This is a genomic window from Archangium lipolyticum (genome assembly GCF_024623785.1).
Lineage (GTDB): Bacteria > Myxococcota > Myxococcia > Myxococcales > Myxococcaceae > Archangium > Archangium lipolyticum.
The window spans coordinates 62,254-87,095 of the sequence record NZ_JANKBZ010000039.1; the positions used below are offsets into that span (position 1 = coordinate 62,254).

Consider the following 24,842-nt stretch of genomic DNA (forward strand, 5'->3'; position numbering starts at 1 on the left):
TCGACCGATTCCTCGAAATGGTGGCCCGCAGTCACTTCCCCAATCCCCCTGCCTCGCCTCGACAAATCGAAGTGTTCGAGACCCGCATGGGCTGGAAGCTCGATGACGAGCTGCGCGCCTTCTATCTGCGCTTCAATGGCGCCGCCCTCTTCAAGCGGCCCGACTCGCCCTACCGTCTCCTCTCCCTCTCGGAGATCGTCCGGGCCCGCGTCGCCCTCTTCGGCCACAGCGGGGACACCGATGCCCACGGCCCGGCTTCCTGGTTCGTCCTCTGCTCCGTCCAGGATGGAGACTATGTCGCCATCGACGTGGGCCGCTCCTCCAACGGCCGCCATCCCATCTTCGACTGTGTCCACGAGCTACTGCCCGGCTCTCCCGCGAACGCGCGCATCGCCTGGTCCTTCTCCGACTTCCTCGAACGCGCCCTGGAGAGCGATGGCCGCCTCTACTGGCTGAGCCGCGGCTGGACACTCGGAAAGCCAGACACGCCGTAGGCCCGGGAACCAGCCGAGCACTCAGGGGTGGTCAGACATGACGGCCGAGGTCATATTCTGCTCACCTATGGCTGAAGTCGACCTGTCCCATCCCCAGAAGCTCTCCCTCAAGGTGTTCCGCGAGGCCGTCGAGACGCGCCTGGAGTCCTGCTCCACCGACGAGCTGCGCGCCATCCTCCGCACCCTGTCCCACCGCGTCCGGCCCTCCGAGCGTCTGGCCTTCCTCGAAGCGCTCGCGCATCCCCTCCGTGCCGACAGCGCTCACGAGCCCCTCCACATGGACGCGCTCCTGGAGGACATCACCGAGCTGACCCAGGAGCTCGCCGAGCGCATGGAGAAGGCGGACTCCTGGGACGAGGACTACGACGAAGAGGACTCGCTCGGGCCCTACGCGGAATTCGTGGCGCCCCTCACCGCCCTCTTCGAGCGGGCGCACGAGGCCTCCGAGCGGGGCCAGTCCCAGCTCGCCCGCGAGGCCTACCGGGCGCTGTTCTCCCTCATCCAGCGCGAGGACGAATACGGCCGGGGCCCGCGCGCCGAGCACCTCTCCCAGGTGGACCTCCCCGAGGCCCGCGCCCGCTACCTCCGTGCCGTCTACCTCACCACCCCGCCCGAGCAGCGCGCTCCCGTGCTCCTGGAGGAGCTGCGCCGCGTCCGCTCCCTCCTTCTCCAGGAGCCCCGGCCCCGGATGCGCGAGTGGCTCGACATCTCCTCCGAGCCCCTCCCCGACTCCGACGCCTTCCTGCGCGAGTGGGTCTCCCTCCTCCGCCAGCACGAAGACCCGGACGCCGATGCCTGGTTGCGCGAGGCCATCGGTCTCTCCCAGGGCACGCGCGGCCTGCGCGAGCTCGCCTTCTCCGAGCCCACCCGCCACCCTCGCGCCTTCGTGGATCTGCTCGCCGCGCTGGAGCGCGAGGGCAAGCCGCGCGAGGTGCTCTCCACCGCCCGCGAGGCCCTCGACGTCCTGCCCGCGGGCCTCCCCCTGCGCGCCGCCGTCGCCAGCCATCTCGCCTCCTCGGCCGCGCGGCTGAAGCAGCCCGACACCGTGCGCTCCGCTCGCTGGGAGGCCTTCGTCGCCCAGCCCACCCTCCCGCGCCTGTTGGACTTGAGGGACGCTCACGCCCCCGAGCCCGCGCGCGCCAGCGTCATGCTCCAGGCCGCACGGCATCTCGAGGGCGTCCTCCACCAGCCCCGCCAGCTCTCGGGCTCCCTGGTGGCGCCGTCCGTTGACGTGGAGGATGACCTCGAGACCCCCGCGCGCGTCGACCGGCGGCTGCTCGCCCACGCCCTTCTGCTCGCCCATGACTGGGAGGCCGCCCACGCGCTCGCCGCCAGGGACAGCGCGCTCGGGTGGACGTACGGCGACAATCCGCAGGGCACCGTGGTGCCGTGCTTCCTCGCGCTCCTGTCCGGCCAGCCTCCCGGAAAGCTGCCCCGAAACGTGGCCCGGCTCTGGCAGTGGGCGCTCGAGACGGGCACCCAGGCCGGGGACTGGTACTCGGGTGACGACCGCCAGGACGCGGCGCTCCAGAAGCGGCTGGAGAAGGCGTATGCCGAGGCCCTGCCCGAGCTCCTCCTGGAGCCTCCGGAGCAGGAGCGGATGTTGGAGTGGTGCCTGGAGGTGGCCCGCAAGCGCGCCAGCACCATCGTCAGCCGCAAGCACCGGCGCAGCTACGACAAGGCCGCCGTGCTGCTCACCGCCTGCGCCGAGGTGCTCTGGCTGCGCGGCGAGGAGGGCCGGGGCAACGTGCTGCTCGCCGGCTTCCGCGAGGGCTTCCGCCGCCACCGCGCCTTCCAGGCCGAGCTGGACGAGGCAGTGGGGCGCTCGTCCCCCCGCCTCCTCTAAATGGTAACAAGGTGCCGGTGCGCCTCCTCCTGGCGCTATCCTGTCCTCCAATGCCCGCCGCCACCGGCTCCCACCCCCTCCCCAGTGGGTTCGACGCCCTCTATGGGGAGACCCTGCTGAAGCTCGAGTCGCGCGTGGCCCGGGTCGCCACCGTGGCCGGCGTCGTCGCCACGGGGCTGGTGCTCGCCTCCGTTCTCTCGGGCTCGTCCATCCCCCGCGTCATCCTCGCCGCCACCCTGGGGTTCCTCGGCTGGTACCTGTGCGTCGCCCTGCTGCTGCGCACCGGCCACTTCCGCCCGTGGATGCGCTACGCCTCGTCGCTCGTGGACGTGTCCATGGGCACCTTCGTCGCCCTGTTGGACCTGCACGTCAACGGCCCCGCCTTCGCCCTGTCCGCCGGGGGGCCCGCCCTCTACGCCGTGGGCGTGGCCATGGCCACCCCCCGCCTCCAGCCCCGCCTGTGTCTCTTCGCGGGCCTTGCCGCCTCCGTCCAGCTCGTCGTCCTCATCCACTTCATCCTCCGCCCCGCCGCCTCCCCCGAGCTGCTCGCCACCGGCGCGTATGACTTCTACGTCACGCTCGCCAAGGCCATCTTCCTCGTCACCATGGGCGCGCTCGGCATGGTGGCCAGCCGCTCCATGCGCGCCATGCTGCTGCGCCTCACCGAGAGCGCCGTCGAGCGCGAGCGCGTGCAAGGCCTCCTGGGCATGCACGTGAGCGAGCAGGTCATGGAGCACCTGCTCTCCGGCCGCATCCCCGAGGGCGGCGAGCGCCGCGCCGTCACCATCTGCTTCACCGACATCCGCGACTTCACCCGCCTCTCCGAGTCCCAGTCCCCCGAGGAGACGCTGCGTCTGCTCAACCTCTACTTCGGCCGCATGTGTGAAATCGTCGCCAGCCACGGGGGACTGGTGAACAAGTTCCTCGGGGACGGGATGCTCATCGTCTTCGGCGCGCCCACGCACCAGCCGGACGATGCCCGGCGCGCCCTGGACGCCGCGCGCGAGATGCTCGCCGAGGCCGACCTCATGCGCGAGCGCGGCGAGTTCCCCGGCCTGCGCATCGGCGTGGGGCTGCACCGCGGCGAGGCCGTGGTGGGCAACGTCGGGGGTGCCCAGCGCCAGGAGTACACCGTCATCGGCGACACGGTGAACACCGCCGCCCGCGTGCAGGACCTCACCAAGGTGCTCGGCCGCTCCCTGCTCCTCTCCCGCGAGTGCCGTGAGGCCCTCGGCCAGGACTCCGCCTTCGAACCGCTGGGCGCGCATGCCGTGAAGGGCCGCCTGCAGCAGCTCGAGCTCTTCGGCCTGCCCGAGCGCGACTCGCGCCAGGCCGCGTGACACCGGCGGGAAGACCCTCACCCTGGCCCTCTCCCAGAGGGAGAGGGGACTTCACGCAGTGATGGGCAGCCGACGGCGGCACCGCACCCGCGTCCCCTGTCCTTTCTCTCCCCTCCTGGAGCATGACTTCGCACCCGCACGAGGGATGGACCCGAGTGCCCCGGGGGAGCACGCACATGGCCGAGACACGCAAGGGTGGGGCTCGCATCCACTACGATGACCTGGGTCAGGGAGAGCCCGCGCTCCTCTTCATCCCCGGCTGGTGTACCAGCCGCGCCGTATTCCGCGAGCTCGTCCCCCCGTGCAGCGCCCTCCACCGGGCGCTCGTCGTGGACCTGCCCGGCCATGGTGAGTCCGATGCCCCCGGCCCCGACTTCGACAACGCCACCGTGGTGGAGCACCTGCGCGCCGTCATCGACGCCAGCGGCGCCCGCCGCGTCATCCCCGTCGCCCTCTCCCATGGGGGCTGGTGGGCCCTCGAGCTGCGCCGCCAGCTGGGCCCCCGCGTCCCCGCACTCGTCCTGCTGGACTGGCTCGTGTTGGAACCGCCCCTGCCCTTCCTCCAGGCCCTCCAGGTCCTCCAGACGCCCCAGTGGACGCAGGCCCGCGATGGGCTCTTCTCCGTCTGGCTCCAGGGCACGAGCTCCCCGGCCGTCACCCGCTTCGTCCACGAGGACATGGGCTCCTTCGGCCAGGACATGTGGAAGCGTGCCGGGCGGGAGATCTCCCGCGTCTACGCTCAGCACGGCAGCCCCCTGAACGCGCTCGCCGCCCTCCCCCTCCCCGTCCCCACCCTCCACCTCTACGCCCAGCCCGACGACGACGCCTGGCTGGCCGCCCAGCGGGCCTTCGCCTCCTCGCACCCCTGGTTCCACGTCCAGCGGCTCGCCTCCCACAGCCACTTCCCCACGCTGGAGATGCCCGAGGAAATCGCCGCCCGCCTCGGCCGGTTCCTCGACACCCGTCTGGGCACCCCTCCTGAAGGGTTGTCCTCTTCCAACCCTTGATTCCCACCCCGTCGAGGGGTTAGTTAGTTAGCACTAGCTAACCAATCAGCGGGCGGTTTCATGGGGCGTCCCCGACAGGTCCTGGACGAAGACATTCTGGTAGCGGCGCGAGCCTGCTTCATCGAGCACGGAGCCTCGGTGAGCACGGAGACGATCGCCGCGCGTCTGGGGGTGTCGGGTCCGGCGCTGCTCAAGCGCTTCGGCAGCAAGCGGGAGCTGCTCAAGGCCGCCTTCGGGGTGGCCAAGGAGCCACCCTGGCTGCGGCTGCTGGAGACGGGCCCGGACGAGCGGGATTTGATGGCTCAGATCCTCGAGGTGGCCTCCGCCATCGATGCCTTCTTCCGGGAGATGGTGCCGGCCTTCTCGGTGTTGCGCGAGGCGGGCATCACCCCCGAGGAGTGGCGGGGCGAGAACAAGGACGTGCCCCCGCCGGCGCGCACCTACGAGACGGTGGCCGGTTGGTTCCGCCGCGCCCAGGAGCAGGGCCGCCTGCGCAAGGGAGACCCCAGCGCCATGGCCGGCATGTTCCTGGCCGGCTTGCAGTACCGCTACTTCCTCGCCCACATCACCAACCAGCCCGTCCCCACCGAGCAGGAGGTCCCCTGGATGCAGAACATGGTGGACATCTTCTGGCGCGGCGTGGCCCCCGAGTCCGAGCGGGGCTCCTCCGACAAGGCCCGCGCCCCCAGGGGCAAGGGTGATGCGAAGCGGGGCTGAGTCCGGGAGGGGAACTCTGGATTCTCGATACCCTCACCCCGTCCCTCTCCCAGGGGGAGAGGGGTGGGTTCAGGGGTTCAGTCCCGGTGGCCCAGGAACCGATCCAGGTTGTACGCCGCACTGATGAGGGACAGGTGCGTCAGCGCCTGCGGGAAGTTGCCCATCGCCTCCCCTGATGTCCCTATCTGCTCCGCGTACAGCCCCAGGTGGTTCGCGTACCCCAGCATCCTCTCGAACGTCAGCCGCGCCTCGTCCAGCAGATCCGGCCTCGTCACGCTCGCCCGCGTCATCGCCTCCACCAGCCAGAAGGTGCACAGGTTGAACGTCCCCTCCCTCCCGTACAGCCCGTCCTGTGTCGCCTCCACGTCGTAGCGGAACACCAGCCCGTCCGACGTCAGCCCCGCCTTCGCCGGCGCCTGTCTCACCCGGTCCAGCGTCGACAGCATCCGCGGATCCACCGGTGACAGGAAGAACACCAACGGCATCAGCAGGTTCGCCGCGTCCAGCACCTTGTGCTCGTACGACTGGATGAACGCGCCCCTCTTCGCGCACCACCCCTTCTGCATGATCTCCTCGAAGATGAGGTCGCGCGTCTGCAGCCACCTCGCCCGGTCCGCCGGGAAGCTGCGCTTGTCCGCCAGCCGGATCGCCCGGTCCACCGCCACCCAACACATCATCTTCGAATACACGAAGTGCTGCTTCCCCCCTCGCACCTCCCAGATGCTCTCGTCCTTCTCCCGCCAGTGGTCGCATACCCAGTCCACCAGCCTCCGCAGGTGCCGCCAGAAGTCATACGAGATGGGCGCCCCGTGCTTGTTGTACAGGTACACCGAGTCCATCAGCTCGCCGTAGATGTCCAGCTGCAGCTGGTGCGCCGCCCCGTTCCCCACCCGCACCGGCCTCGCACCCCCGTACCCCGCCAGGTGCCACAGCTCCTGCTCCTTCGGCACCTCGCCTCCGTCGAGCGCGTACATGAGGGGCAGGGGCTCGCCCTCCGGCAGCTCCGCGATGCGCTTCTCCAGCCACCGCATGAAGGCCCCCGCCTCGTCCCGGAAGCCGATGCGCATCAGCGCGTACACCGTGAAGGCCGCGTCTCGAATCCACACGTAGCGGTAGTCCCAGTTGCGCACCCCTCCCGGTGACTCCGGCAGGCTGCACGTGGGCGCCGCGACGATCGCCCCCGAGGGCTCGAACGTCAGCAGCTTGAGCAACAGCGCCGAGCGCTGCACCACCTCGCGCCACCGCCCCGTATAGGTGCACTTCGCCAGCCAGTGCCGCCAGTAGTCCACCGTCGCCCGGAACAGCGCCTCCGAGGCCTCGTGCCCCAACACCCGGTCCGTGCACGACTCCGGCGCCCCCTCGCGCAGCGTGAACACCGCCGACTGGCCCTCTTGCAGCGTGAAGCGCGCCGTGAGCCGCTGCCCGTCCGTCTCCAGCTTCACCCCCGTGGCCAGCGTCAGCTTCAGCTTCTCCGACAGCAGCGTCGCCCCTCCCTGGATGAGCCGCACCGTGTGCGTGTCCCGCCCGTAGTCGAACGCCGGCAGGCACTCCATCCGGAACGTCAGCGCTCCTCGCACCACCCGGATGCGCCTCACCACCTGGCGCACCCGCTCCCCCTTCCCCAGGGGCATGAAGTCCACCAGCTCCCCCACCCCGTCCGGTGAGTAGAAGCGCGTCACCAGCACGTTCGTGTCCGGCCAGTAGAACTGCTTGCGCATCACCCGCTCGCCATCCAGCTCCGGCGTGATGCGGAAGTGCCCCCCCTTCTCCGGATCCAACAGCGCCGCGAACACGCTCGGGCTGTCGAAGTGGGGAAAGCACAGCCAGTCCAGCGTGCCGTCCGTCGCCACCAGCGCCACCGTGCGCAGATCGCCGATGACTCCGTGGTCCTCGATCGCTGGAGGCCGCGACGTCTTGTCGCTGTCCATTCACTCCTCCCGACTGAAGGGCCTCGGATTTCTTCCTATCCGGTGGCCCTGCCGCGTTCAGAGTCTGGAGGGGCCCGGCGTGATGTGCTCGCCCCCTCGCATGGACCTCGGGGCCGGACCGAGCGCCCGGCCGCCAGCTCGGTGTCCTTCCCGCCCTACTCGCGCAGTGCTCGCACCAGCGCCCGCGCCGGCGATCCCCACTCCGCCTTCACCTTCAACGGCAGGCACACCAGCTCGTGCATCCCCACCCTCACCTCCGTCAGATCCAACCCCTCGATGAGCCACATCCCCGCCTCCCTCATCAGCTGGTGCACGCCCCGGCTCTCCGAGTGGAAGCCCGCTCCCGCCCTCGACACGTAGTCCACCCCCACGCACGCCACCTGGCGCTCCACCAGCAGCCGCGCCGCCGCCTCCGACAACATCACGAAGTCCTCCCCGTGCGGCTTCTTCCACCACTCGCGCTGCGAGTTGCGCGTGCGCAACAACAACCTCTCCCCCGCCCTCGGCTCGTACTCCGCCAGCGAGTCCGCCCGGATGCAGTCCACGTCATCCAGGTGCAGCACCCTCGCCTTCCCCACCGTCGCCGACAACGGCAGCCTCTCCGTGTCCTCCAGATCCAACTCCAGGCTCGGCGGCGCCGTCACGTACGTCCCCATCCACGCCGCCCTCTTCAGCCACTCCGCCTGCGCCTCCGCCCCCTCCGGGAGCCCTTCTCTCGCCACCGCGCCCTCCTCCGAAGGCTCCTCTCCGAACGGCACCGAGATGTCCAGCCAGGCTCCCTCCATGTGTTCCTCCTTTTCGAGGCGCGGATGCGCAGCAGGTAGAGATGACCCTCACCCTAACCCTCTCCCAGGGGGAGAGGGGATAGACGCAGTGTCATCTACTTCTCACCCCTGGGAGAAGACCAGGATGTCCTTGATGTCCGTCCTCTTCTCCCCATTCACCACCTGCGCGTAGTCCTCCGGCCGGTGTCTCGCCGTGATGAGCCGCTCCGTCTTCCCTGGCCACTTCGTCCGGAATCGTCCCAGGTCCTCCAATGCCGCCTCGAAGTCCACCGCCGCCGCGTTCACCGTGCCGATCAGCACCTGGTTGTTCATCACCCACTGCTTCATCATCTCGCCCTGGTCCAGCTCCTCCTCCTCGCTCTCCGGCACCCCCGTGAAGACGAACACCCCGTTCGGCGCCAGCCCCTTCACCAGCTCGAACGCCGCGCTCGCCACCCCCGCCGCCTCGTACACCACGTCCGCCTTCCCCCTCCGCTCCACCAGCGCTTCCACCCTGTTCTTCTTCGACGACACGTAGGCCGCTCCCAGCGCCTCCGTCATCTCCGTCTTCGCGTCCGGCCCCTCCCCTCGCGAGTACACCGTCGTCTCGAAGCCCGCCCTCATCAGCGCCATCGCCCCCAGCAGCCCCACCGGCCCCGCTCCCAGCACCACCGCCCTGCCCGGTAGCGCCCGCTTCCACGGCATCCGCGTCTGGATGTGCGCCACCTCCCGCAGCGCCTTCTCCGCGATCGTCAGCGGCTCCGTCAGCACCGCCACCTCCCGCAGCTCGCGCGGCACCTTGTGCAGGTACTCCACGTCCTCCACGAAGTACTCCGCCGCGAAGCCGTGCGCCCCGTGGATTCCCCGCTCCGTGTACTCACCCGTCACGCAGAAGTCCGTGTTCCCCGTGCGGCACGGCAGGCACTCCTCGCTCGGGCACGGTCTGCGCACCCGCGGCACCACCAGGTCCCCAGGCGCCAGGTTCTTCACCTGCCCGCCCACCTCCACCACCTCGCCCACGCACTCGTGCCCCACGATGAGGTGATCCTCCCCCTCCGGTGGCTTGCCGTGCTTGAACTGCACCACCTCCCGATCCGTCCCGCACACGCCCACCTCGAGCGTCCGCACCTTCACCTCCGTGGGGGAGCGCAGCTTCGGCTCCGGCACGTCGATGACCTTCACCTCTCGGCCCTTGGGAAAAACCGCCACCGCCTTCATGGCACCTCCTCGCTGTGTCCCCGTCGATGCATCGGATTGCTCCACCGTGCACCTGCCCCGTCACCGGGAGCCCCGCTGGTGGACACTCCCGCGCGCCGCCCGTCTTCCATCCGACCTTCGGCACTCGTGCGGGGCCTTCCCGGGACGCGAGTTCGCGCGTGCTCCCACCTCCCGGCTGGTCTATGACGGGGCCGTGAGCAACCCAGCGCCTTCCGTCACACCCTCGCGCTCCCTGTTCATCGGCGCCATCGGCGTCCTGGCGCTCGCCGTCCCCTTCTTCATCTTTGGACTGGCCTTCCTCGACATCAAGGCGCGCGTCGAGCTGCAGTGCCAGCGCGGCGGGCCCTGCACCGTCACCCGCGTGGGCTGGCTCACCCGGGACGAGGTGGGCACCTTCCCGCTGGCGGAGATCCAGGGCGCCCGGGTCGAGCGCGGCCGCAGCCGGCGCGGCAGCCAGCCCAGCATCTACCGTCCCGTGCTCGTCACCACCCGGGGCGAGCTCCCCCTCTCGCGCGAGTGGATGGCCGAGGAGGCCGAGGTCCAACGCGCCGTCGACGCCTTCGAGCGCTTCCGCCAGGCTCCCGAGGCCTCACCCTTCGAGCTCGTGTACGACGACCGGCCCCAGGCCAGCCGGATGGGTGCCCTGTTCACCGTGGCGGCCATGCTGGTGCTGTGCCTGGGGCTGTGGCTCACCACGCGAGCCCTCAAGCGGCGCGCCGAGGAGCGGGCGCGCGCGGCCGCGCCCAGGGCGTAGCGCCTCTACAGGGTGGGAAGGACTTCCCGGGCCCACCGCAGGCACATGGCCGTGAGCGTCAGGGTCGGGTTGACGACCGAGCCGTTGGGGAAGTTCCCGTTGGACAAGGCGTAGAGGTTGGTCGTCCCGAAGGTCCGGTGCCGGGCGTCCACCACGCCCGTGCGCTCATCATCGCCAAAACGTACCGTGCCTATCGAGTGGTCCGCCCTGCGGGTGGTCTCCACCGTCTGGATGGTGTCCTCCGGGCAGCCCGAGGCGCGCAGCACCTGCTTCATCTTCTGCTCCGCCCAGCGCAGCCGCTCCGGGAAGCCCGTCCGGCTGTGGTACTCCACCTCCACCTGCCGCAGCGGCGAGGAGGGGCCCAGCACGATGCGGTTGGACTCGTCCGGAATCTCCTCGATGAAGCCGTGCAGCTCGATGACGTTGTCGCGGGCGAACCGCTCCACATAGGCCGCGTCCATGCCCTTGCGCACCCACGTCTGGGGGCTGGGGTGCTGGGGATAGTCGGCGAACATGAACTTGCCCTGGGCCTGGTGCTCCGGCGTGTCGAAGTGGCGCGAGAACAAGCCCGGCATGGGGACCTCGCGGCCATTGAAGGCACGCGAGGAGCGCGCCACGCCCCGCACCGTCAACATGGGGTGCGAGGTGAGGAAGCGGCCCAGCATGGGCAGCCGCCGCTCGTCCAGACCGGAGCGCCACAGCAGCTTGGGCGTCTCCAGCGCCCCCGAGGCCACCACGAAGACATCCGCCTCCACCCGGGCCTCACCGCCCTCCGCCGTGCGGTACACCGCCGCGGCCACCTGCCCCTTGGACAGCTCCAGCCGCAGCACCGGGCTGTCGGAGAGCAGCCGGAAGCCCGGCCGCTGCTCCAGCGTCTCCAGCAGGAGCGTGGGATCGAACCGGGCCCCCAGCGGGCAGTAGCGGCACGTGCCAACGGCCATGCACGGCAGGCCGGGGCTCTCCCCACCCGGTCCCCGGCGTGACAGGGGCACGTGGTCGTAGGTGATGCCCATGGAGTCCAGCGCGCCGCGCAGCTCCTCCGTCGCCTCCGGGAAGGGCGGGCTGTCCCAGGGGTAGTGCACCGAACGCCACGGCGTGGGATGACCGGAGCGCGGCGCGCTCGGGCCCGTCACGTTGAGCAGCCGTTCCGCCTCACAGTAGTAGGGCTCGAGCTGCGCGTAGGTGAAGGGCCAGTCCCGGCCGAGCCCCGTGCGCGAGTGCAGCTCGAAGTCCTCCGGCTGGAAGCGCGGCGTCCACCCGCTCCAGTGCAGCGTGGAGCCGCCCACCCCCATCAACCGCCCCCCCTTCAGCTCGAAGGTGGTGGAGCCGGGCGCGGACTCCTGGAAGCGCCGGTTGACGTTCTCCTGCGTGTCCTCGCACGAGTGGTAGGGCCGCACTCCCGTGGTGACGAAGTCCAACCACTTGCGCCGCTCGCGCATGGTCACCCGCGGACCCGCCTCCACCATCACCACCTCGTCGCCGCGCTCCAACATGGCCCGGGCGATGACCGTGCCGGCCACACCACTCCCGACGATGCAGAATCTCATGACACCTCTCCCTGGAGCCCGGCTCCGCTGCCCACTCAGTCCTTGCTGACGCGGAACGCACCACTGGTGGCGGACTGGTGCCAGGAGCCAGCCAGGTACCCGTTGAAGTTCTGGAAGCCGAAGGCGCGGAAGCCACCGTTGACGAGCAACAGCACGGCCAGCTCTCCCACCACGAGCACCCGGTAGGATTCCTCCAGCTCCTCGACCCAGCGCGCGGACATCTCGGCCGGCAGCCGGACCTCCTCCGCGTAGCGCTCATACAGGCCCAGGTACGAGGGCTGCTCCGAGCACTTGAGCTGGATGGCCTCCGCGACCACCTCCTCCTGGAAGGACTCACCGAAGCGCAGGTGCTCGGCCAGCGACCGCGCCGTGCGCAGCAACGCCTCGCGCACCTCCGGAGAGGGCGTCCCCGTCCGCTCCGGCCGCACCAGGCCCACCGGCCGCTCCGCCTTCAGCAGCCGCCACGCTCCCCCGGTCCCACCCGCCACCAGCGCGACGCCCAACAACCGCAAGAAGTGCTTGCGGCTCAGCCCCTCCGACGGGCGCTCCCCGCTCCCCGGCGCAGCTTCCTTCATGACACCTCCACTCCTTTCCGCTCCCTAGAGGCTACCCTTGAGCAATGACAGGCAGATGATGGCCGCCACCGTCACCATCTCCCGGCGCGCCGGCCTCTCCTTGAGGAAGAGCCCCGCCAGCCCCACCGACACCAGCGTCGACGAGTTGAGGATGGGCCACACCACCACGCGATGACCCCCCGCCAGCGCCAGCATGAAGGTGACCTGCGCCGCCACGGTGAAGAGCGCCCGGAAGAGCGCATGCAGTTGCATCCGCGCATCCAGCACCACCGCCAGCATGCTCGCGGGCGGGTGCGTCCGGAAGCCCAGGGGCAACAGCAGCAGGCACAGCATGCTGCGCCAGAACATCAGCGCCGTGACCGTCCCCAGGTCCGTCCCCACCGCTCCCTGTCCCTGGAAGAAGAGCTCCCCACACAGGCTCTGCACGATGAGCGCCAGGGCGATCCACAACCCCGGCACCAGCAACAGCTTGCGCGAGCTTCCCCCTCCCTGCCCCAACACCAGCGAGCAGCCCGACAGCGCCGCCGCGAAGAGGTAGTCGCGCCAGCCCACCACCCCCCCACACAGCAGGATGGAGAAGGGGATGAGGATGTCCCCCACCCGCGACGCGATGTTCACCTGCGCCACCGTGAGGTGCCGGAACCCATACGAGAAGGCGTAGCCCACCGCCTGCACGCTGAGCGCGAAGAAGATGAGCCTGACATCACCCAGCGCGGCCGCCAGCCCCTCCTGCTTCCCCAACACCGCCCCTCCCGCCAGCAACAGCAGGAAGGGAACGAAGTTGTTGAGGAAGTTGATGAGGGTGATGGACTGGTTGCGCAGCCCGAAGCTCAGCCGATCGAACACACTGTTCGCCGAGCGGAAGAGCACCGAGGCCAGCGCCAGCAGGATCGTCTCGAGCACGAAACCTCACCCCTCGGAGCGCGAGGGCTGGCCGAGGTAGCGCTCCAGACATGGCACGAGCTGCGGGTGCAGCTTGTCCCGCGGCAGCGCGTCCAGCTCCTTCCGGTCGCAGAACATCCCCCCGTCCACCTCCCCGTCCGCGAAGTGCACCGACTGCGCGGTGCGCGCCCGGAACAGGCTGATCCTCCGCCGGTGGCCGCCCGACTCGAAGTCGAACTCCTCCACCAGCTCCACCGGCACGTCCAGGCCCAGCTCCTCCTTCAGCTCGCGCCGGGCCGCCACCTCCACCGGCTCACCCGCCTGCACGTGTCCCCCCGCCGAGGTGCAGTAGAACCCTGGCAGGAAGGACACCGTCTGGGAGCGGCGCTGGATGAATACCTTGCCCTCCCACTCCAGCATGACGTGGACGATGCGGTGCGGCAGCTTGCGGCCATAGATTTCCTCACGCGGCACGCTGCCCACCACGTTGTTGGCCGTGTCGAGGACGTCGATCAAATCCATCATCCACTCCTTGTCTCCCAACCCCGGGGGAGGCCGCAAGACCGACATCCACCTCACCCCGTGGGCGAGAGGGCCTGGTCCAGCTTTCCGTAGTGCAGGTGATGGTTGTCGTTGTAGTTGACGCCCGTGATGTGCTGCTGCCAGCGCCCCACCACTTCCTCGAGCGGCATGCGCAGGAAATCACCCACCGGCAGCTCATGGGTCACCCCGTTGCGATCCGTGGGGATGACCACCTGCGCCTTGGGGTTCACCATGAAGTACGCCTTGTCCCGGCTGCCGGCCGAGGCGAGCATGATCTTCGACGCCAGCGAGGTGTTGGCCTTCAGCTCCGCCATCTCCTTGTCGAAGCCGCCACGCTCGTGGACGATTTCCTTGCGCAGCTCCGGCTGGAACTCGTAGTCGATGAGCTCGTAGACCTTCCAGGTGTCGATGACGTCCGCGTATGGCTCCAGCAGCCGCGCCATGTTGACGAAGTCCCCGATGGTGGCCTTGGAGTACACCGTGCCCACCCGCAACAGGGAGGGCTTGGCGCCCGGGTGTGTCTGATAGCGGCGCAGCACGTCGAAGAAGGTCTTGAAGGTGCGCTCGTCCTTGCGCGACAGCGCGTGGATCTCCGCCGTGGAGCCATCCAACGGGATGTTGAGCGAGGAGACGCACTCCTCGATGACCTCTTGATGGTGCTTGAAGTAGGTCGTGTTGGTGGAGAGCGCGATGCGGATGCCGGCCGCCTTGAGCCGCCTCATCACCTCATCAATGCCTTTCACCATCAGCGGTTCGCCGCCGGTGAGCACCACCCAGGAGATGCCCATCGACTGGTATTTGTCGACGATCTCGAAGAGCGATTCCTTGTCCAGGGCCTTCTCCTCCTTCGGCGGCCCGTAGCAATGCAGGCAACGGAGATTGCAGGCCCCGATCAGCTTCCAATCCACGACGTCGATCTTTACCTTCATGAATGACTTCCTGTGGGTGGCTGGCGCAACGGTTCCTGGAGGTCATTGCCCCCAAGGACGTGGATCACTCATTCGCTTCCGTCCGCTGACTGGCTCCACGCACCTCAGGACAGACCCGTGACGTTCAGGGGATGGACCCCTCAGAGCCGCAATCAACGGACAAGCAGTATAACAAAAATTTCATGATTTGTGACGGAAAAGTCACGAATACGTGAATTTTCGCCTCCCCGGGTCTCCGAAGGAGGCCTGGGGGGGACCGAGTATGGCGAGCGGTCTGACAAGGCCGTGGCCCCCCATCCCCACGTCTTGACGATGGCGGCCCCTGCTCCCACCCGTTAGGCAGAGCACCATCTCCCAGCTCCGAATCGACAGCATGCGACCGACCCACCGCCCCCTGACCACCGTCGCCCTTGCCCTGTGCCTCTTCATGGCCGCCCTGGAGATGACCGTGGTCTCCACCGCCATGCCCACGGTGGTGAGCGAGCTGGGCGGGCTCGAGCATTACGCCTGGGTCTTCACCTCGTACATGCTGTCCTCCACCATCACCGTCCCCATCTTCGGCAAGCTGGCGGACCTCTACGGGCGCAAGCCGGTCCTCCTCTTCGGCATCGTCCTCTTCCTCATCGGCTCCATCGCCAGCGGCCTGTCCACCTCGATGAGCATGCTCATCGCCTTCCGGACGCTGCAGGGCCTGGGCGCGGGAGCGATGCAGCCCGTGTCGCTCACCATCATCGGAGACATCTACACCCTGGAGCAGCGCGCGAAGGTGCAGGGCGCCTTCAGCGGCGTGTGGGGACTGGCCGGACTGGTGGGCCCGCTCACCGGTGGCCTCATCGTGAAGTACCTCACCTGGCACTGGGTCTTCTTCATCAACGTCCCCGTGGGGGTGGGAGCCATGGCCCTGCTGCTGGGCTTCTTCCACGAGCAGGTGCAGCGCAAGCCCCAGAAGCTGGACTTCGCCGGCGCGGCGCTGCTCTCCGCCGGGGTGGTGGCGTTGCTCTTCGGCGTGCAGGGACTCGGCCGCAACCTGCTGGCGCTGCCGGTGGCGGCGGTGCTGCTCATCGCCTTCGTGCTCGTGGAGCGCAAGGCGCCCGAGCCCGTCATCCCCCCGTCCCTCTTCAAGATTCCCGCCATCGTCATCTCCTCGGCGGCGGGCGCGCTCTTCTCCGCGGCGATGTTCGGCGCCACCACCTACGTGCCCCTGTACGTGCAGGGCGTGCTGGGTGGCTCGGCCACGCTGGCGGGCGGGATGATTACGCCGATGATCGTCGGCTGGCCGGTGGCGAGCCTCGTGGCGGGGCGGCTGTTGCTCAAGACGGGGTTCCGCCCGCTCATCGTCGGAGGGCTGGGGCTGACGGTGCTGGGCACGGGGCTGATGGCGCTGTTCCTCAACCCGCACTCGTCCATCCTCGTGCCCGAGCTGGCCATGGGGCTGTTCGGCATTGGCCTGGGCTTCACCGCCACCGCGCTGCTCATCGCCGTGCAGACCAGCGTGGGCTGGGAGCTGCGCGGCGCGGCCACCGCCAGCCACATGTTCTTCCGCACCATCGGCGGGGCGCTCGGGGTGGGGTTGATGGGCGGCGTGCTGGTGTCCCACCTCCTGAAGGATCCGCGCGTGCCCGTCTCCGCCGCCAACGAGCTGCTCGGCCCCGAGCACGGCCGCGGTCTGCCCTCGGAGATGTTACAGACCCTGAGCGGCGCGCTCGGCGCCGGCCTGTCCATCAACTTCTGGATCATCTGCGCGGCCACCATCGCCGCCTTCGCCGCCGGGCTCTTCTACCCCAAGAGCAAGCGCGACCCGGGGACGCCCCTGCCCACCACCGACGTGGCCGCGCCTCACTGACTCCGCTCGCACCGTGAAAAGCCTTTCACAGACTCTCCCCCTTCCCGCTGGGTGATTCGCACGCCCCTGGGGCAGAGTCGGGGCATGCACCCCTGCTCCGCTCCGAACGTGTTCCGCCGATTCGCGCGCGCCCGCCTCCTCCTCGCGGGCGCCATGCTGGCCCTGCTCGCCGCGTGCGCGGCCCGTCCCGAGGCGCCTCCTCCCTCGCGGGAGACCCGGGTCCTCCGCGTGGGGACGAGCGGCGACTACCCTCCCTTCAGCACGCTGAAGGAGGGACAGGCCTCCGGCTTCGACGCCGCCCTCATGGAGTCGTATGCGTCCGAGCGCGGACTCCGTCTCGAATGGGTGCGCTTCCGCTGGCCGGAGCTGGTGGCGGATCTGCGCGCCCACCGCTTCGACGTGGCGACCAGCGGCATCACCGTCCGGCCCGAGCGCTCGCTGACCGGGCGCTACACCGTCCCCGTGGCGCGCAATGGCGCCCTGCTGCTCCTGCGCCGCCCCGACTGGGCGCCTCCTCCCGTGAGTGGCGCCTCCGAGGAGCCGCTCGCGCTCCTGCGCGCACTCGACCGGCCCGAGTTCCGTCTGGCCGTGAACCGGGGCGGACACCTGGAGCGCGTGGCACGTGCGCACTTCCAACAGGCGCGCATCCTCGCCATCCCCGACAACGCGGCGGTGCGCGAGGCGGTGGCCTCCGGTCAGGCGGACGCGGCCCTCAGCAACACCGTCGAGGGTCCCCGCTGGGCCGAGGGCCTCACCGGCCTCGAGCTGGTCGGCCCATTCACCCGCGACGTGGTGGCGCTCTACGTGGACCCCTCGCAATCCGAGCTGGCCGCGGATCTGGACACGTGGCTCCTGCGGCAGGAGGAGAGCGGCGCGCTCGGGGAGCTGCGTGCGCGGTACCTGGGCCCCGGTGCCACCGGGCCCACCGCGACTCCGGTGGATGCGCTGCTCTCCGCCACCTCCGAGCGGCTGTCGCTGATGCCCCTGGTGGCCGTGGCCAAGCAGCGCGAGGGCCAGCCCATCGAGGTGCCCGCGCAGGAGGCCCGGGTGCTGGAAGCCGCACGGGCCGAGGTCCAGAAGGCCGCGGCCGCCCTGGGTGTTCCCCCGCCTCCGGACGAGGCGCTCACCGCGTTCTTCCAGGCGCAGATGGACGCGGCCAAACGGCTCCAGCTCCGCGCGCCCACCCCGGCCGATGCGCCCGTGCACTCGCTCGATGAGGAGCTGCGGCCCGCGCTCGCGCGGATCAGCTCGCGCATCAGTGCTCTCGTGCCCCGCGTCCCCGGAGGGCTGGACCGTGACGACACGCGGCGCAAGGCGCGCGAGGAGCTCGCCTCCACCGGCCTGGAGGGCGAGGAGATCGACCGCCTCGCCGATGCGCTGGTGGGGCTCGGTGCGAACCCGTCTGCCCGGCAGCCAGGCTCCCTCACCCCCTGACGCGCCCGAGCGCCATCGCATCACAAAAGACAGACACGGCCTTCTCTCCGGGAGAAGAGAACTCCCGAGAGAAGGCATGACACGCCTTCCCACACGAGGTTTGTCACCATGGCTGCTCCTGTCTCCTCCACTCGCAAGGCGGCGCGGTCCGCCCGCTCCTCCATGCCCACCCTCCAGCTGGGCTCCCGCGGAGAAGCCGTGCGCGAACTCCAGACCCTGCTCAAAGGCAAGGGCTTCAACGCCGGCCGCGTGGACGGCGTCTTCGGCCCCACCACGAAAGCCGCCGTGGAGGCCTTTCAACGCGCTCGCAGGATCACCGTGGATGGCATCGCCGGTCCCCAGGTGTGGGGTCAGCTCGAGGGCTCTGCCTCCATGAGCCCGACGCTGCCTCTTCCTCCCCCGGGCTCCTCTGGCACCACCGCCGAGGCCTTCGTCCAGAAGGCCCTCGCCCAGGCCGGCGATCGCTACGTCTTCGGCGTCGAGGCCCGCCTGGATGATCCCAACCCCAGGCAATTCGACTGCTCCGAGCTCGTGCAGTGGGCCGCCCACCAGGTCGGCGTCTCCTTCCCCGATGGAACCATGAACCAGCTCCCGCATATCCAGCGCGCGGGTAGGGAGATCTCCGTCGATCAGGCCCTCCGCACTCGCGGCGCCCTGCTTTTTCGCCCAGGACATGTCGCCATCAGTCTCGGCGACGGCCGCACCATCGAGGCCATGGGCTCCAAGTACGGCGTCGGTATCTTCAGCGCCCACGGCCGCCAGTGGACCCACGGCGGTCTCATTCCTGGGTTGAAATACTGATGCTTTATACCCTCACCCCGTCCCTCTCCCAGAGGGAGAGGGGTTTTGGGAGTGATTAAGCGATGGGTTAGAGATCTCCCCTCGGCGTCGTCGCCTCGTACAGGTGCTCGATGAAGTCCGGCAACAGTTGCGCCGAGAGGATCCAGATCCTCCCTTCTCCCAAGTCCGCCAGCTTCGCCCTCTCCGTGTAGCCCGTGTGCTCCGTCTCCACGTAGTGCACGAACACGTCCAGCCCCCGCTGCCGGTACCACTCCGCCGCCCCCGCCAGCAACGCCAGCATCGCCTCCTGCCCCTCCGCCGAGGCCTCGTCCACCAACGGCACGATCCGCAGTCCGTCCAGCACGTGGAACAGGTTCAGCCCCGGATGCGCCGTCTCCAGCACCCCCACCGCCAGTGCACGCCCATCCTTGCGCGCCACCAGCACGTCCCGCTCCCTCTTCAGCCCCGCCTCGTTCCACTTCCTCTTCAGCTCCGTCAGCTCGAACCGCTCCGGCACCAGATCCAGCGCCTCCCGGTACGCCTCCGGCCTCGTCTCCCTCACCCGCTCGAAGAAGGCCTCCTTCTCCTCCTCCGTCGGCGCCCCCAGCGTGAAACCCTCCGGCAGCTCCCACTCCCGCCGCGCGTCCGCCTCCATGAACCGGAACGGCACCATGCACGCCTTCCCCGTGTGCTGGTACCACTCCGCGAAGTCGAACGCCGTGAAGCGCACCCACCTCACGTGCGCCTCGCAGTACGCCAGGAACCACTTCACCTCCGGATCCATCTGCGCCGGCTCGAAGCCCCTCAGATAGATGTCCCGCAGCGCCTCGCGCGCCGTCCCCCGCGTCCGCTCGTTCCCCGGCTGGTGTCTCGCCAGCTGGTGCCCCAGCCAGCTCCCCGAGTACGGCTTCAGCCACGACAGGCTCGCCTCCACCGCCTCGCCCCCGGGCATCGGCCTCACCACCCGGTAGCCCAGCCGCGGATTCCTCTCCAGCCGCTCGTGCGCCTCCCGGTACTCCGCCTGCATCCGCTCGAAGTCCGCCGGGCTCTTCCCCGACAGCCGGAAGTACCCCGAGCGCTCGAACAAATCCCACGTCCCCTGGTTCCACTCCCCCGTCACCCGCGTGTTCGGGTGGCTCTGCTCCTCCACCAGGCTCCGCCAGCGCACCGCCTCTTCCGACGTCACCGGCACCACCGACATCCCGCAGCGCCTCGCCACCGCCGAGCCCGTGATGCTGCGCACCTCCGCCTTCAGCCGCACCGGCTCCCGCCCCGGCATCCCCACTTCGATCTCCGGCAGCACCAGCCCCGGGTACATCACGTCCTCGCCCGGATTCGTGCAGAACGACAGCCCGTCGTACGACAGCTCCGCCAGCTCCCGCTCCACCCGCACCTGCGGCCACAACGGATGATGGAAGCGCACCGCGCACCCGCCCCACGCCGGTGCCCTCCGCAGCCACCGGTGCCGGTAGCGCACCAGCTCCTTCGGCAACGGCACGCTCCACAGCCCGTCCTCGTATGTCGCGTGCTCCACCTGGAAGTGCAGCACCGAGCTGTAGCCGAACAGCTCCAGCGTGAAGGGCACCGGCGGCAACACCCCCGTCACCTCCCACGCCACCCGCCCGTCGTATTTGTCATACAGCGCCGCCACCAGCTCCACGTCCCCCGTGCTCGCGCGCGCCCTGCCCCGGCACCGCCTCGCCGTCAACGCCTCGAAGATGCGGCAGATGCGATCCGCCCTCGTGATCCGCTCCCGCCAGATGGGCCTCGAGCGGGGCATCTCCACCTCGCCCTTGTCCCTCATCCCCTCCAGCACCGACACGATGTGCCGGCCCTGGTCCAGCGGCGGCGCCACGAAGCGCAAGCTCAACTCCGGCGGCGCCTCCGGCCCTGGCACGTGCACGTTCGTCACTTGCGCCCTCAACGACGTCACCTTCCCTCCCATCCCCAACACCACGTTCGCCGTCTGCCCCGGCCTCAGCACCGTCGGCCTCGACAGACTCAACGTCAGGTCCTCCGGCGACAGCTGCACCAGCCTCGCCACCGGCTGCTCCCCCTCCAACGCCGCCTCCGCCCGCAGCCCTGGTCCCATGCGGTAGCCCAGGATGCTCTCTCGGGCGCGCGTGACGTCCGCCTTCTCCGTCGCCATGGGTACTCCGTCCGTCCTGGAGAGCCGAGTTACTCGAGCCATGAAAGTTTTTATCGCCACCATCTTGACGGCCATCGGGCTGGCCTTCCGTTCCGCCAATGTGGACACACGCCTCGGGGGTTGCAGCCGCACCGGGGGGTCGGATCCGTGGAAGCGTTGCGGACCCATCGCGTCATCCGTTCACGGACGACAGTGAACACACTCCCCGTGCACCCGGTCGGGATTGCCCCCTCCACTCCCCGTGCGCAGGGCTCGCTCCTTTCCAACCCCCCGAGAATCCCGGTGGAATCCGCTCCCGTTGCACCCTCACTCGAAAATCACGACGGTGGCTTTCGACTCGGGGCCGCCCGCCATGTAAGCTCGTCCCTCTCGAATGGCTGGGCCAAGGCAACCCCTCGCGCCGGACGATGTGCGCGGCAGGCAGATGGGCAACTATGAGGTGCTCTGCCGCCTGTCCACCGGCGGGATGGCGGAGATCTTCCTCGCGTCCAAGCGCGGCCTGGCCGGCTTCCACAAGCCCGTGGTGCTCAAGAAGATCCTCCCGGACATCCAGGGCCAGGAGGAGTTCGTCCGGATGTTCCTGGACGAGGCCAAGGTCACCGCGGCCTTCAACCACCCCCACATCGCCCAGGTGTTCGATCTGGACGTGGCCCAGGGAGAGCTCTTCCTCGCCATGGAGTTCGTCCCCGGCGCCACGCTGCTGGAGGTGGCCCGCGCCTGCCGCGTCGCCGACGAGCCCATGCCCATCGGCTTCGGCCTGGCCGCCGTGCGCGACACCGCGCTCGCGCTGCACTACGCGCACACCTTCACGGACGCGCTCGGCCAGCCCTCGCCCGTCATCCACCGCGACGTGGCCGAGAAGAACATCATGGTGACGTACGAGGGCGTCACCAAGCTGCTGGACTTCGGCATCGCCAAGAACCTGGCCGGCGCCCACCGCACCCAGGTGGGCATGGTGAAGGGCACCAACGGGTACATGTCCCCGGAGCAGATCCTGGGCGAGCCGTTGGATGCGCGCAGTGACTTGTTCAGCCTGGGCGTGGTGCTGCACGAGTGCCTCACCGGCATGCGGCTCTTCCCCGGCAAGGTGCCCTCGGCGGTGTGGAACGCCGTGCTCAACGGCCCCATCGCCGAGCCCTCGCGCACCAACAAGGCCATCCCCCCCGAGCTGGATGCCATCGTGCTCAAGGCGCTCGCGCGCCAGCGCGAGGACCGGTACGCCAGCACGCTGGAGTTCGCCCGCGAGTTGGAGCGCGCCGTCAATCCGCTCATCTGGTTGCCCGAGCGCAGCGGCGAGCTGCTGCGGCGCCTCTTCGCCGAGCGCCGCGAGCAGACGCGCCAGCTGCTCGCCAGCGGGCGGGCCGCCATGGGGGGCACGGGCGAGGTGAAGCTCGCGCAGCTCTTCTCGGACAGGGAGACGCCCTCCACACCGCCTCCGGTGCCCACCGCGCCTTTGGCGCCCTCGCCCGGCGTCGCCGCCCCGAGGACCCGCACGCCCATCGCCGCGACGCCTCCGCCCGGTGCGGCCGCTCCCCCGCGCGCCTCCACCGCGGGGCGCGTCCCCGTCATCTCCGCGCCCAACTTCCCCGTGCCCGCGCCCGGGTCCGATCACACGGACGTCGTCCCCTACCCGGCCACGAAGTCCCTGGCGCCCATTGCCCCTCCGGACGAGGTCACCCGGATCGCCGCCCCGCCCCAGCCTCCGGCCGGGATGCCTCCCGAGGAGACGCCGGGCCTGAACCGGCCGGTGCTGCCCGCGCCCCGCGCGCCGGCGCGCACCTCGGGCCGCCAGCCCCCTCCACCGGAGCCCTCGCGGACCACGGCCCCCGAGCCGTCTCCCGCGCGCCCGCGCAGCCTGAGCCGCACCGACGCCCCTCCCGCGGTGAAGGAGCCGGTGGAGCCGGAGCTCAAGACGGCCGTCATGCGGCCGCCACGCCGCGCCAGCGAGCAGCCCATCACCCTGGACCCCGGGGCCGCCTCCGGAGGCGGCCCCGCGCGTCCGACCCGCCGGCCCTCGCTGTCGCACCTGGACGCCGTCACCCAGCCGGTTCGCGCCCTCGAGCCCTCGCTGTCGCACCTGGACGCCGTCACCCAGCCCGTTCATTCCCTCGGACAGCCCAGGTCCTCCGCGCCGGAGCAGCCCTCCCCGCCCGTCTCGCGCCCGCCACCGGCCCCTCCGCGCCAGGTGGAGCTCGAGGACGACGAGGACGCACCCGAGTACCCCACCGTCCCCGCCCTGAGGCTCCCCACGGCCGCGAAGCCGCGCCCGATGGGGTTCGAGGCACGCCGGGTGGAGTCCGAGGACGACGAGGACGCACCCGAGTACCCCACCGTCCCCGCCCTGATGTCACCCCTGTCCGCGTGGCCGGCTCCGGCCGAGCCCGGGAACGAGGAGACCGAGGAGCGCACCTCGCCCAACCGAGAGGTGAGCGGACCCCAGGAGCAGGAGACCGCCGCTCCGAGCCCGTCAACGCGAGAGCCCCCATCCTCACGCCGGGGTGTGCTCGTGGCCACGCTGCTGCTCGCGATCCTCCTGGGCGCGGGAGCGGCCCTGGTCGCACTGCGGCTGGACGGAGGGCTCTTGTCCGAGGCCCCTCCTCCGCCTCCCGCTCCGAAGGCCGCGCAAGCCAGCACCGGGGACTCCGCTCCAGCGCCCCAGAGTGGCATGGGCGACATGCCTCCGGCCGACCCGGCCGCGCAGGCGGCTCCTTCGAGCGCCACATCGGAGACCCCGGACACCCCCGGGGTGCCCACCTCCACGGAAGTGGCCGCCGCCGACGCGGGCCAGGCCGAGGCGGAGAACGAGGCCGTTCCCACCGATGCGCCCCCGCCCCCGGACGCGAGCGCGACGGACGGTCAGGCCGGTGCACCCGAGGCCGCCCAGGCCGGGTCTCCCGAGCCCGAGCAGCCGGCGAAGCGCGGCAAGGTGGCGGCGCCGTCCCGCCGCAAGAAAGCCTCCGCGGACGTGGAGAACGCTCCCGAGCAGGTGACGAACGCCAACGAGGCGGAGCGGGCGTGGGAGGCGATGGAGCGGGAGCGCGCGGGCGCGGCCGAATCGTCTGGTGAGACGGGCAGCCTCACGCTCACTTCCGATCAATACGCCAAGGTGTACCTGGGCAACCGCCTGCTGGGCGAGACGCCGCTCTTCCGCGTGGCCCTCCCCTCGGGCAAGCACACGCTGCGGCTGGTGGGTCCCGACGGGAAGTCGCAGAAGGTCCCGGTGGAGATCAATCCGAAGGAGCTCACCTCCCTCCGCGTCTCGATGGGGAAGCCCGCCCGGGAGTGAGCGGCCGGGCGGCCCGGGTGCAATCGCCCCCGGCCCCGGTGCGTACCTTGGAGGACACGAGGCCCCGCGCCTCCTCCTTCCCGAGGTCCGCCCAGATGCTGCTCCGCACTCTGCTCCTCCCCGTCGCCCTCCTGGTGTCCGCGCCGGCCTTCGCGCAGGCCCCCGCCGCCGACTCGCCCAAGGGGCAGATCGAGGTTCCCGACTTCCGGGGCGTGGCGGTGACCCACGGCATCCACGCGGAGGTGAAGCCGGGTCCCAAGTCGGTGCGGCTCGAGGGCCGCTCGGAGGATCTGGCCCGGGTGAAGCTGGTGGTCGAGGACGGGGTGCTGACGACGCAGGTGGATCGGGGCTCGCTCTTCTCGCGGGGGATGAAGAAGGTGCGCCTCTACGTCACCAATCCGCGCGTGGAGAGCGTGTCCGCCAGCGGAGGCGCGCACGTGAAGGCCGAGGCCACGGCGGCGAGCAGCTTCGAGGTGTCGGCGAGCGGGGGCAGTGAGATCGAGGTCACCGGCCTGGACACGAGGAAGCTCGACGTCGCGGCGAGTGGGGGCTGCGAGGTGTCGCTGAAGGGACAGACGGGAGAGATGCGCGTGGAGGGAAGCGGGGGCTCGGTCATCAAGGCCCGGAAGGTGCAGACCGAGTCACTCGATGTGTCGGCGAGCGGCGGTACTCACGTCGAGGCTTCTCCTGAGAGGAGCCTGACGGGCTCGCTGTCCGGAGGCTCGACGCTGAAGGCCGCGCACAAGCCCGAGAAGGCCCAGGTGAACACCTCGGGAGGCTCCGAGGTCGACTACGAGTAACTCCGC

General features: G+C 70.0%; 20 protein-coding genes. 11 read left to right on the forward strand and 9 right to left on the reverse strand.

Annotated elements, in window-relative coordinates:
* Positions 1 to 17: 17 nt before the first annotated feature.
* The 5 genes from NR810_RS45430 to NR810_RS45450 all read left to right on the forward strand — a co-directional run bounded on the left by NR810_RS45430 (position 18) and on the right by NR810_RS45450 (position 5,404).
* Positions 18 to 494 (forward strand): SMI1/KNR4 family protein, encoded by a 477-nt coding sequence (locus tag NR810_RS45430; protein WP_306819061.1) that lies wholly within the window; start codon positions 18 to 20, stop codon positions 492 to 494.
* A 67-nt stretch (positions 495 to 561) separates the two neighbouring features.
* Complete coding sequence (locus NR810_RS45435) at positions 562 to 2,340, forward strand: hypothetical protein (protein ID WP_257461890.1); 1,779 nt, start codon at positions 562 to 564, stop codon at positions 2,338 to 2,340.
* Between the two features lie 50 nt (positions 2,341 to 2,390).
* Complete coding sequence (locus NR810_RS45440) at positions 2,391 to 3,680, forward strand: adenylate/guanylate cyclase domain-containing protein (RefSeq protein ID WP_257461892.1); 1,290 nt, start codon at positions 2,391 to 2,393, stop codon at positions 3,678 to 3,680.
* Positions 3,681 to 3,856: 176 nt separating this feature from the next.
* The gene (locus tag NR810_RS45445) at positions 3,857 to 4,687 is read left to right on the forward strand and encodes an alpha/beta fold hydrolase (protein ID WP_257461893.1); all 831 of its coding nucleotides are present in this window, start codon (positions 3,857 to 3,859) and stop codon (positions 4,685 to 4,687) included.
* Between the two features lie 60 nt (positions 4,688 to 4,747).
* A complete protein-coding gene (locus tag NR810_RS45450) occupies positions 4,748 to 5,404 on the forward strand; it encodes a TetR/AcrR family transcriptional regulator (protein ID WP_257461894.1) in 657 nt (218 codons plus the stop codon).
* A 77-nt stretch (positions 5,405 to 5,481) separates the two neighbouring features.
* Here NR810_RS45450 and NR810_RS45455 read toward each other — a convergent pair whose 3' ends face one another.
* The 3 genes from NR810_RS45455 to NR810_RS45465 all read right to left on the reverse strand — a co-directional run bounded on the left by NR810_RS45455 (position 5,482) and on the right by NR810_RS45465 (position 9,314).
* Entirely contained in the window at positions 5,482 to 7,332 is a 1,851-nt protein-coding gene (locus tag NR810_RS45455; protein WP_257461896.1) for a glycoside hydrolase family 15 protein, read from the reverse strand.
* 155 nt (positions 7,333 to 7,487) lie between these two features.
* Positions 7,488 to 8,117 (reverse strand): cyclase family protein, encoded by a 630-nt coding sequence (locus NR810_RS45460; protein WP_257461897.1) that lies wholly within the window; start codon positions 8,115 to 8,117, stop codon positions 7,488 to 7,490.
* A gap of 102 nt (positions 8,118 to 8,219) precedes the next feature.
* Entirely contained in the window at positions 8,220 to 9,314 is a 1,095-nt protein-coding gene (locus NR810_RS45465; RefSeq protein WP_257461898.1) for a glucose 1-dehydrogenase, read from the reverse strand.
* A 193-nt stretch (positions 9,315 to 9,507) separates the two neighbouring features.
* Here NR810_RS45465 and NR810_RS45470 point away from each other — a divergent pair, with 193 nt between their 5' ends.
* Positions 9,508 to 10,068, forward strand: coding sequence for a hypothetical protein (locus NR810_RS45470; protein ID WP_257461900.1), 561 nt, complete (start codon positions 9,508 to 9,510; stop codon positions 10,066 to 10,068).
* A gap of 5 nt (positions 10,069 to 10,073) precedes the next feature.
* Here NR810_RS45470 and NR810_RS45475 read toward each other — a convergent pair whose 3' ends face one another.
* From NR810_RS45475 to NR810_RS45495, 5 genes are read right to left on the reverse strand one after another with little or no spacing between them, the layout of a single operon-like run.
* Positions 10,074 to 11,615 (reverse strand): GMC oxidoreductase, encoded by a 1,542-nt coding sequence (locus tag NR810_RS45475; RefSeq protein WP_257461902.1) that lies wholly within the window; start codon positions 11,613 to 11,615, stop codon positions 10,074 to 10,076.
* A gap of 35 nt (positions 11,616 to 11,650) precedes the next feature.
* Positions 11,651 to 12,190, reverse strand: coding sequence for a hypothetical protein (locus NR810_RS45480; RefSeq protein WP_257461903.1), 540 nt, complete (start codon positions 12,188 to 12,190; stop codon positions 11,651 to 11,653).
* A gap of 24 nt (positions 12,191 to 12,214) precedes the next feature.
* Positions 12,215 to 13,093, reverse strand: coding sequence for a hypothetical protein (locus NR810_RS45485; protein ID WP_257461904.1), 879 nt, complete (start codon positions 13,091 to 13,093; stop codon positions 12,215 to 12,217).
* 6 nt (positions 13,094 to 13,099) lie between these two features.
* On the reverse strand, positions 13,100 to 13,642 hold the full coding sequence (locus tag NR810_RS45490) for an NUDIX hydrolase (RefSeq protein WP_257461906.1): 543 nt from the start codon (positions 13,640 to 13,642) through the stop codon (positions 13,100 to 13,102).
* Positions 13,643 to 13,647: 5 nt separating this feature from the next.
* Positions 13,648 to 14,544 (reverse strand): radical SAM protein, encoded by an 897-nt coding sequence (locus tag NR810_RS45495; RefSeq protein WP_257461908.1) that lies wholly within the window; start codon positions 14,542 to 14,544, stop codon positions 13,648 to 13,650.
* Positions 14,545 to 14,917: 373 nt separating this feature from the next.
* Here NR810_RS45495 and NR810_RS45500 point away from each other — a divergent pair, with 373 nt between their 5' ends.
* The 3 genes from NR810_RS45500 (at position 14,918) to NR810_RS45510 (ending at position 18,622) form a co-directional block, all read left to right on the forward strand.
* Entirely contained in the window at positions 14,918 to 16,387 is a 1,470-nt protein-coding gene (locus NR810_RS45500) for an MDR family MFS transporter (RefSeq protein WP_257461909.1), read from the forward strand.
* A gap of 84 nt (positions 16,388 to 16,471) precedes the next feature.
* A complete protein-coding gene (locus NR810_RS45505) occupies positions 16,472 to 17,821 on the forward strand; it encodes a transporter substrate-binding domain-containing protein (RefSeq protein WP_257461910.1) in 1,350 nt (449 codons plus the stop codon).
* 108 nt (positions 17,822 to 17,929) lie between these two features.
* Complete coding sequence (locus NR810_RS45510) at positions 17,930 to 18,622, forward strand: C40 family peptidase (protein ID WP_257461912.1); 693 nt, start codon at positions 17,930 to 17,932, stop codon at positions 18,620 to 18,622.
* A 67-nt stretch (positions 18,623 to 18,689) separates the two neighbouring features.
* Here the strand turns inward: NR810_RS45510 and NR810_RS45515 are convergent, their stop codons facing one another.
* Positions 18,690 to 20,750 carry a PilZ domain-containing protein gene (locus tag NR810_RS45515; protein WP_257461913.1) on the reverse strand — a complete coding sequence of 687 codons (2,061 nt, stop codon included), beginning with the start codon at positions 20,748 to 20,750 and terminating at the stop codon, positions 18,690 to 18,692.
* Between the two features lie 424 nt (positions 20,751 to 21,174).
* Between NR810_RS45515 and NR810_RS45520 the strand changes: the two genes are divergently transcribed.
* Together NR810_RS45520 and NR810_RS45525 are read left to right on the forward strand one after the other, a co-directional pair.
* Positions 21,175 to 24,036 carry a protein kinase domain-containing protein gene (locus NR810_RS45520; protein ID WP_257461914.1) on the forward strand — a complete coding sequence of 954 codons (2,862 nt, stop codon included), beginning with the start codon at positions 21,175 to 21,177 and terminating at the stop codon, positions 24,034 to 24,036.
* A 95-nt stretch (positions 24,037 to 24,131) separates the two neighbouring features.
* The gene (locus tag NR810_RS45525) at positions 24,132 to 24,836 is read left to right on the forward strand and encodes a head GIN domain-containing protein (RefSeq protein WP_257461915.1); all 705 of its coding nucleotides are present in this window, start codon (positions 24,132 to 24,134) and stop codon (positions 24,834 to 24,836) included.
* Positions 24,837 to 24,842: the final 6 nt, after the last annotated feature.

What these genes read in the sequence shown, in the direction of transcription:
- NR810_RS45525 (WP_257461915.1), top strand. Translation starts at nt 24,132, where the DNA reads ATGCTGCTCCGCACTCTGCTCCTCCCCGTCGCCCTCCTGGTGTCCGCG.
- NR810_RS45430 (WP_306819061.1), top strand. Translation starts at nt 18, where the DNA reads ATGGTGGCCCGCAGTCACTTCCCCAATCCCCCTGCCTCGCCTCGACAA.
- NR810_RS45440 (WP_257461892.1), top strand. Translation starts at nt 2,391, where the DNA reads ATGCCCGCCGCCACCGGCTCCCACCCCCTCCCCAGTGGGTTCGACGCC.
- NR810_RS45455 (WP_257461896.1), bottom strand. Translation starts at nt 7,332, where the DNA reads ATGGACAGCGACAAGACGTCGCGGCCTCCAGCGATCGAGGACCACGGA.
- NR810_RS45515 (WP_257461913.1), bottom strand. Translation starts at nt 20,750, where the DNA reads ATGGCGACGGAGAAGGCGGACGTCACGCGCGCCCGAGAGAGCATCCTG.
- NR810_RS45475 (WP_257461902.1), bottom strand. Translation starts at nt 11,615, where the DNA reads ATGAGATTCTGCATCGTCGGGAGTGGTGTGGCCGGCACGGTCATCGCC.
- NR810_RS45480 (WP_257461903.1), bottom strand. Translation starts at nt 12,190, where the DNA reads ATGAAGGAAGCTGCGCCGGGGAGCGGGGAGCGCCCGTCGGAGGGGCTG.
- NR810_RS45435 (WP_257461890.1), top strand. Translation starts at nt 562, where the DNA reads ATGGCTGAAGTCGACCTGTCCCATCCCCAGAAGCTCTCCCTCAAGGTG.
- NR810_RS45445 (WP_257461893.1), top strand. Translation starts at nt 3,857, where the DNA reads ATGGCCGAGACACGCAAGGGTGGGGCTCGCATCCACTACGATGACCTG.
- NR810_RS45450 (WP_257461894.1), top strand. Translation starts at nt 4,748, where the DNA reads ATGGGGCGTCCCCGACAGGTCCTGGACGAAGACATTCTGGTAGCGGCG.
- NR810_RS45510 (WP_257461912.1), top strand. Translation starts at nt 17,930, where the DNA reads ATGGCTGCTCCTGTCTCCTCCACTCGCAAGGCGGCGCGGTCCGCCCGC.
- NR810_RS45465 (WP_257461898.1), bottom strand. Translation starts at nt 9,314, where the DNA reads ATGAAGGCGGTGGCGGTTTTTCCCAAGGGCCGAGAGGTGAAGGTCATC.
- NR810_RS45495 (WP_257461908.1), bottom strand. Translation starts at nt 14,544, where the DNA reads ATGAAGGTAAAGATCGACGTCGTGGATTGGAAGCTGATCGGGGCCTGC.
- NR810_RS45520 (WP_257461914.1), top strand. Translation starts at nt 21,175, where the DNA reads ATGGGCAACTATGAGGTGCTCTGCCGCCTGTCCACCGGCGGGATGGCG.
- NR810_RS45490 (WP_257461906.1), bottom strand. Translation starts at nt 13,642, where the DNA reads ATGTCGGTCTTGCGGCCTCCCCCGGGGTTGGGAGACAAGGAGTGGATG.
- NR810_RS45460 (WP_257461897.1), bottom strand. Translation starts at nt 8,117, where the DNA reads ATGGAGGGAGCCTGGCTGGACATCTCGGTGCCGTTCGGAGAGGAGCCT.
- NR810_RS45500 (WP_257461909.1), top strand. Translation starts at nt 14,918, where the DNA reads ATGCGACCGACCCACCGCCCCCTGACCACCGTCGCCCTTGCCCTGTGC.
- NR810_RS45505 (WP_257461910.1), top strand. Translation starts at nt 16,472, where the DNA reads ATGCACCCCTGCTCCGCTCCGAACGTGTTCCGCCGATTCGCGCGCGCC.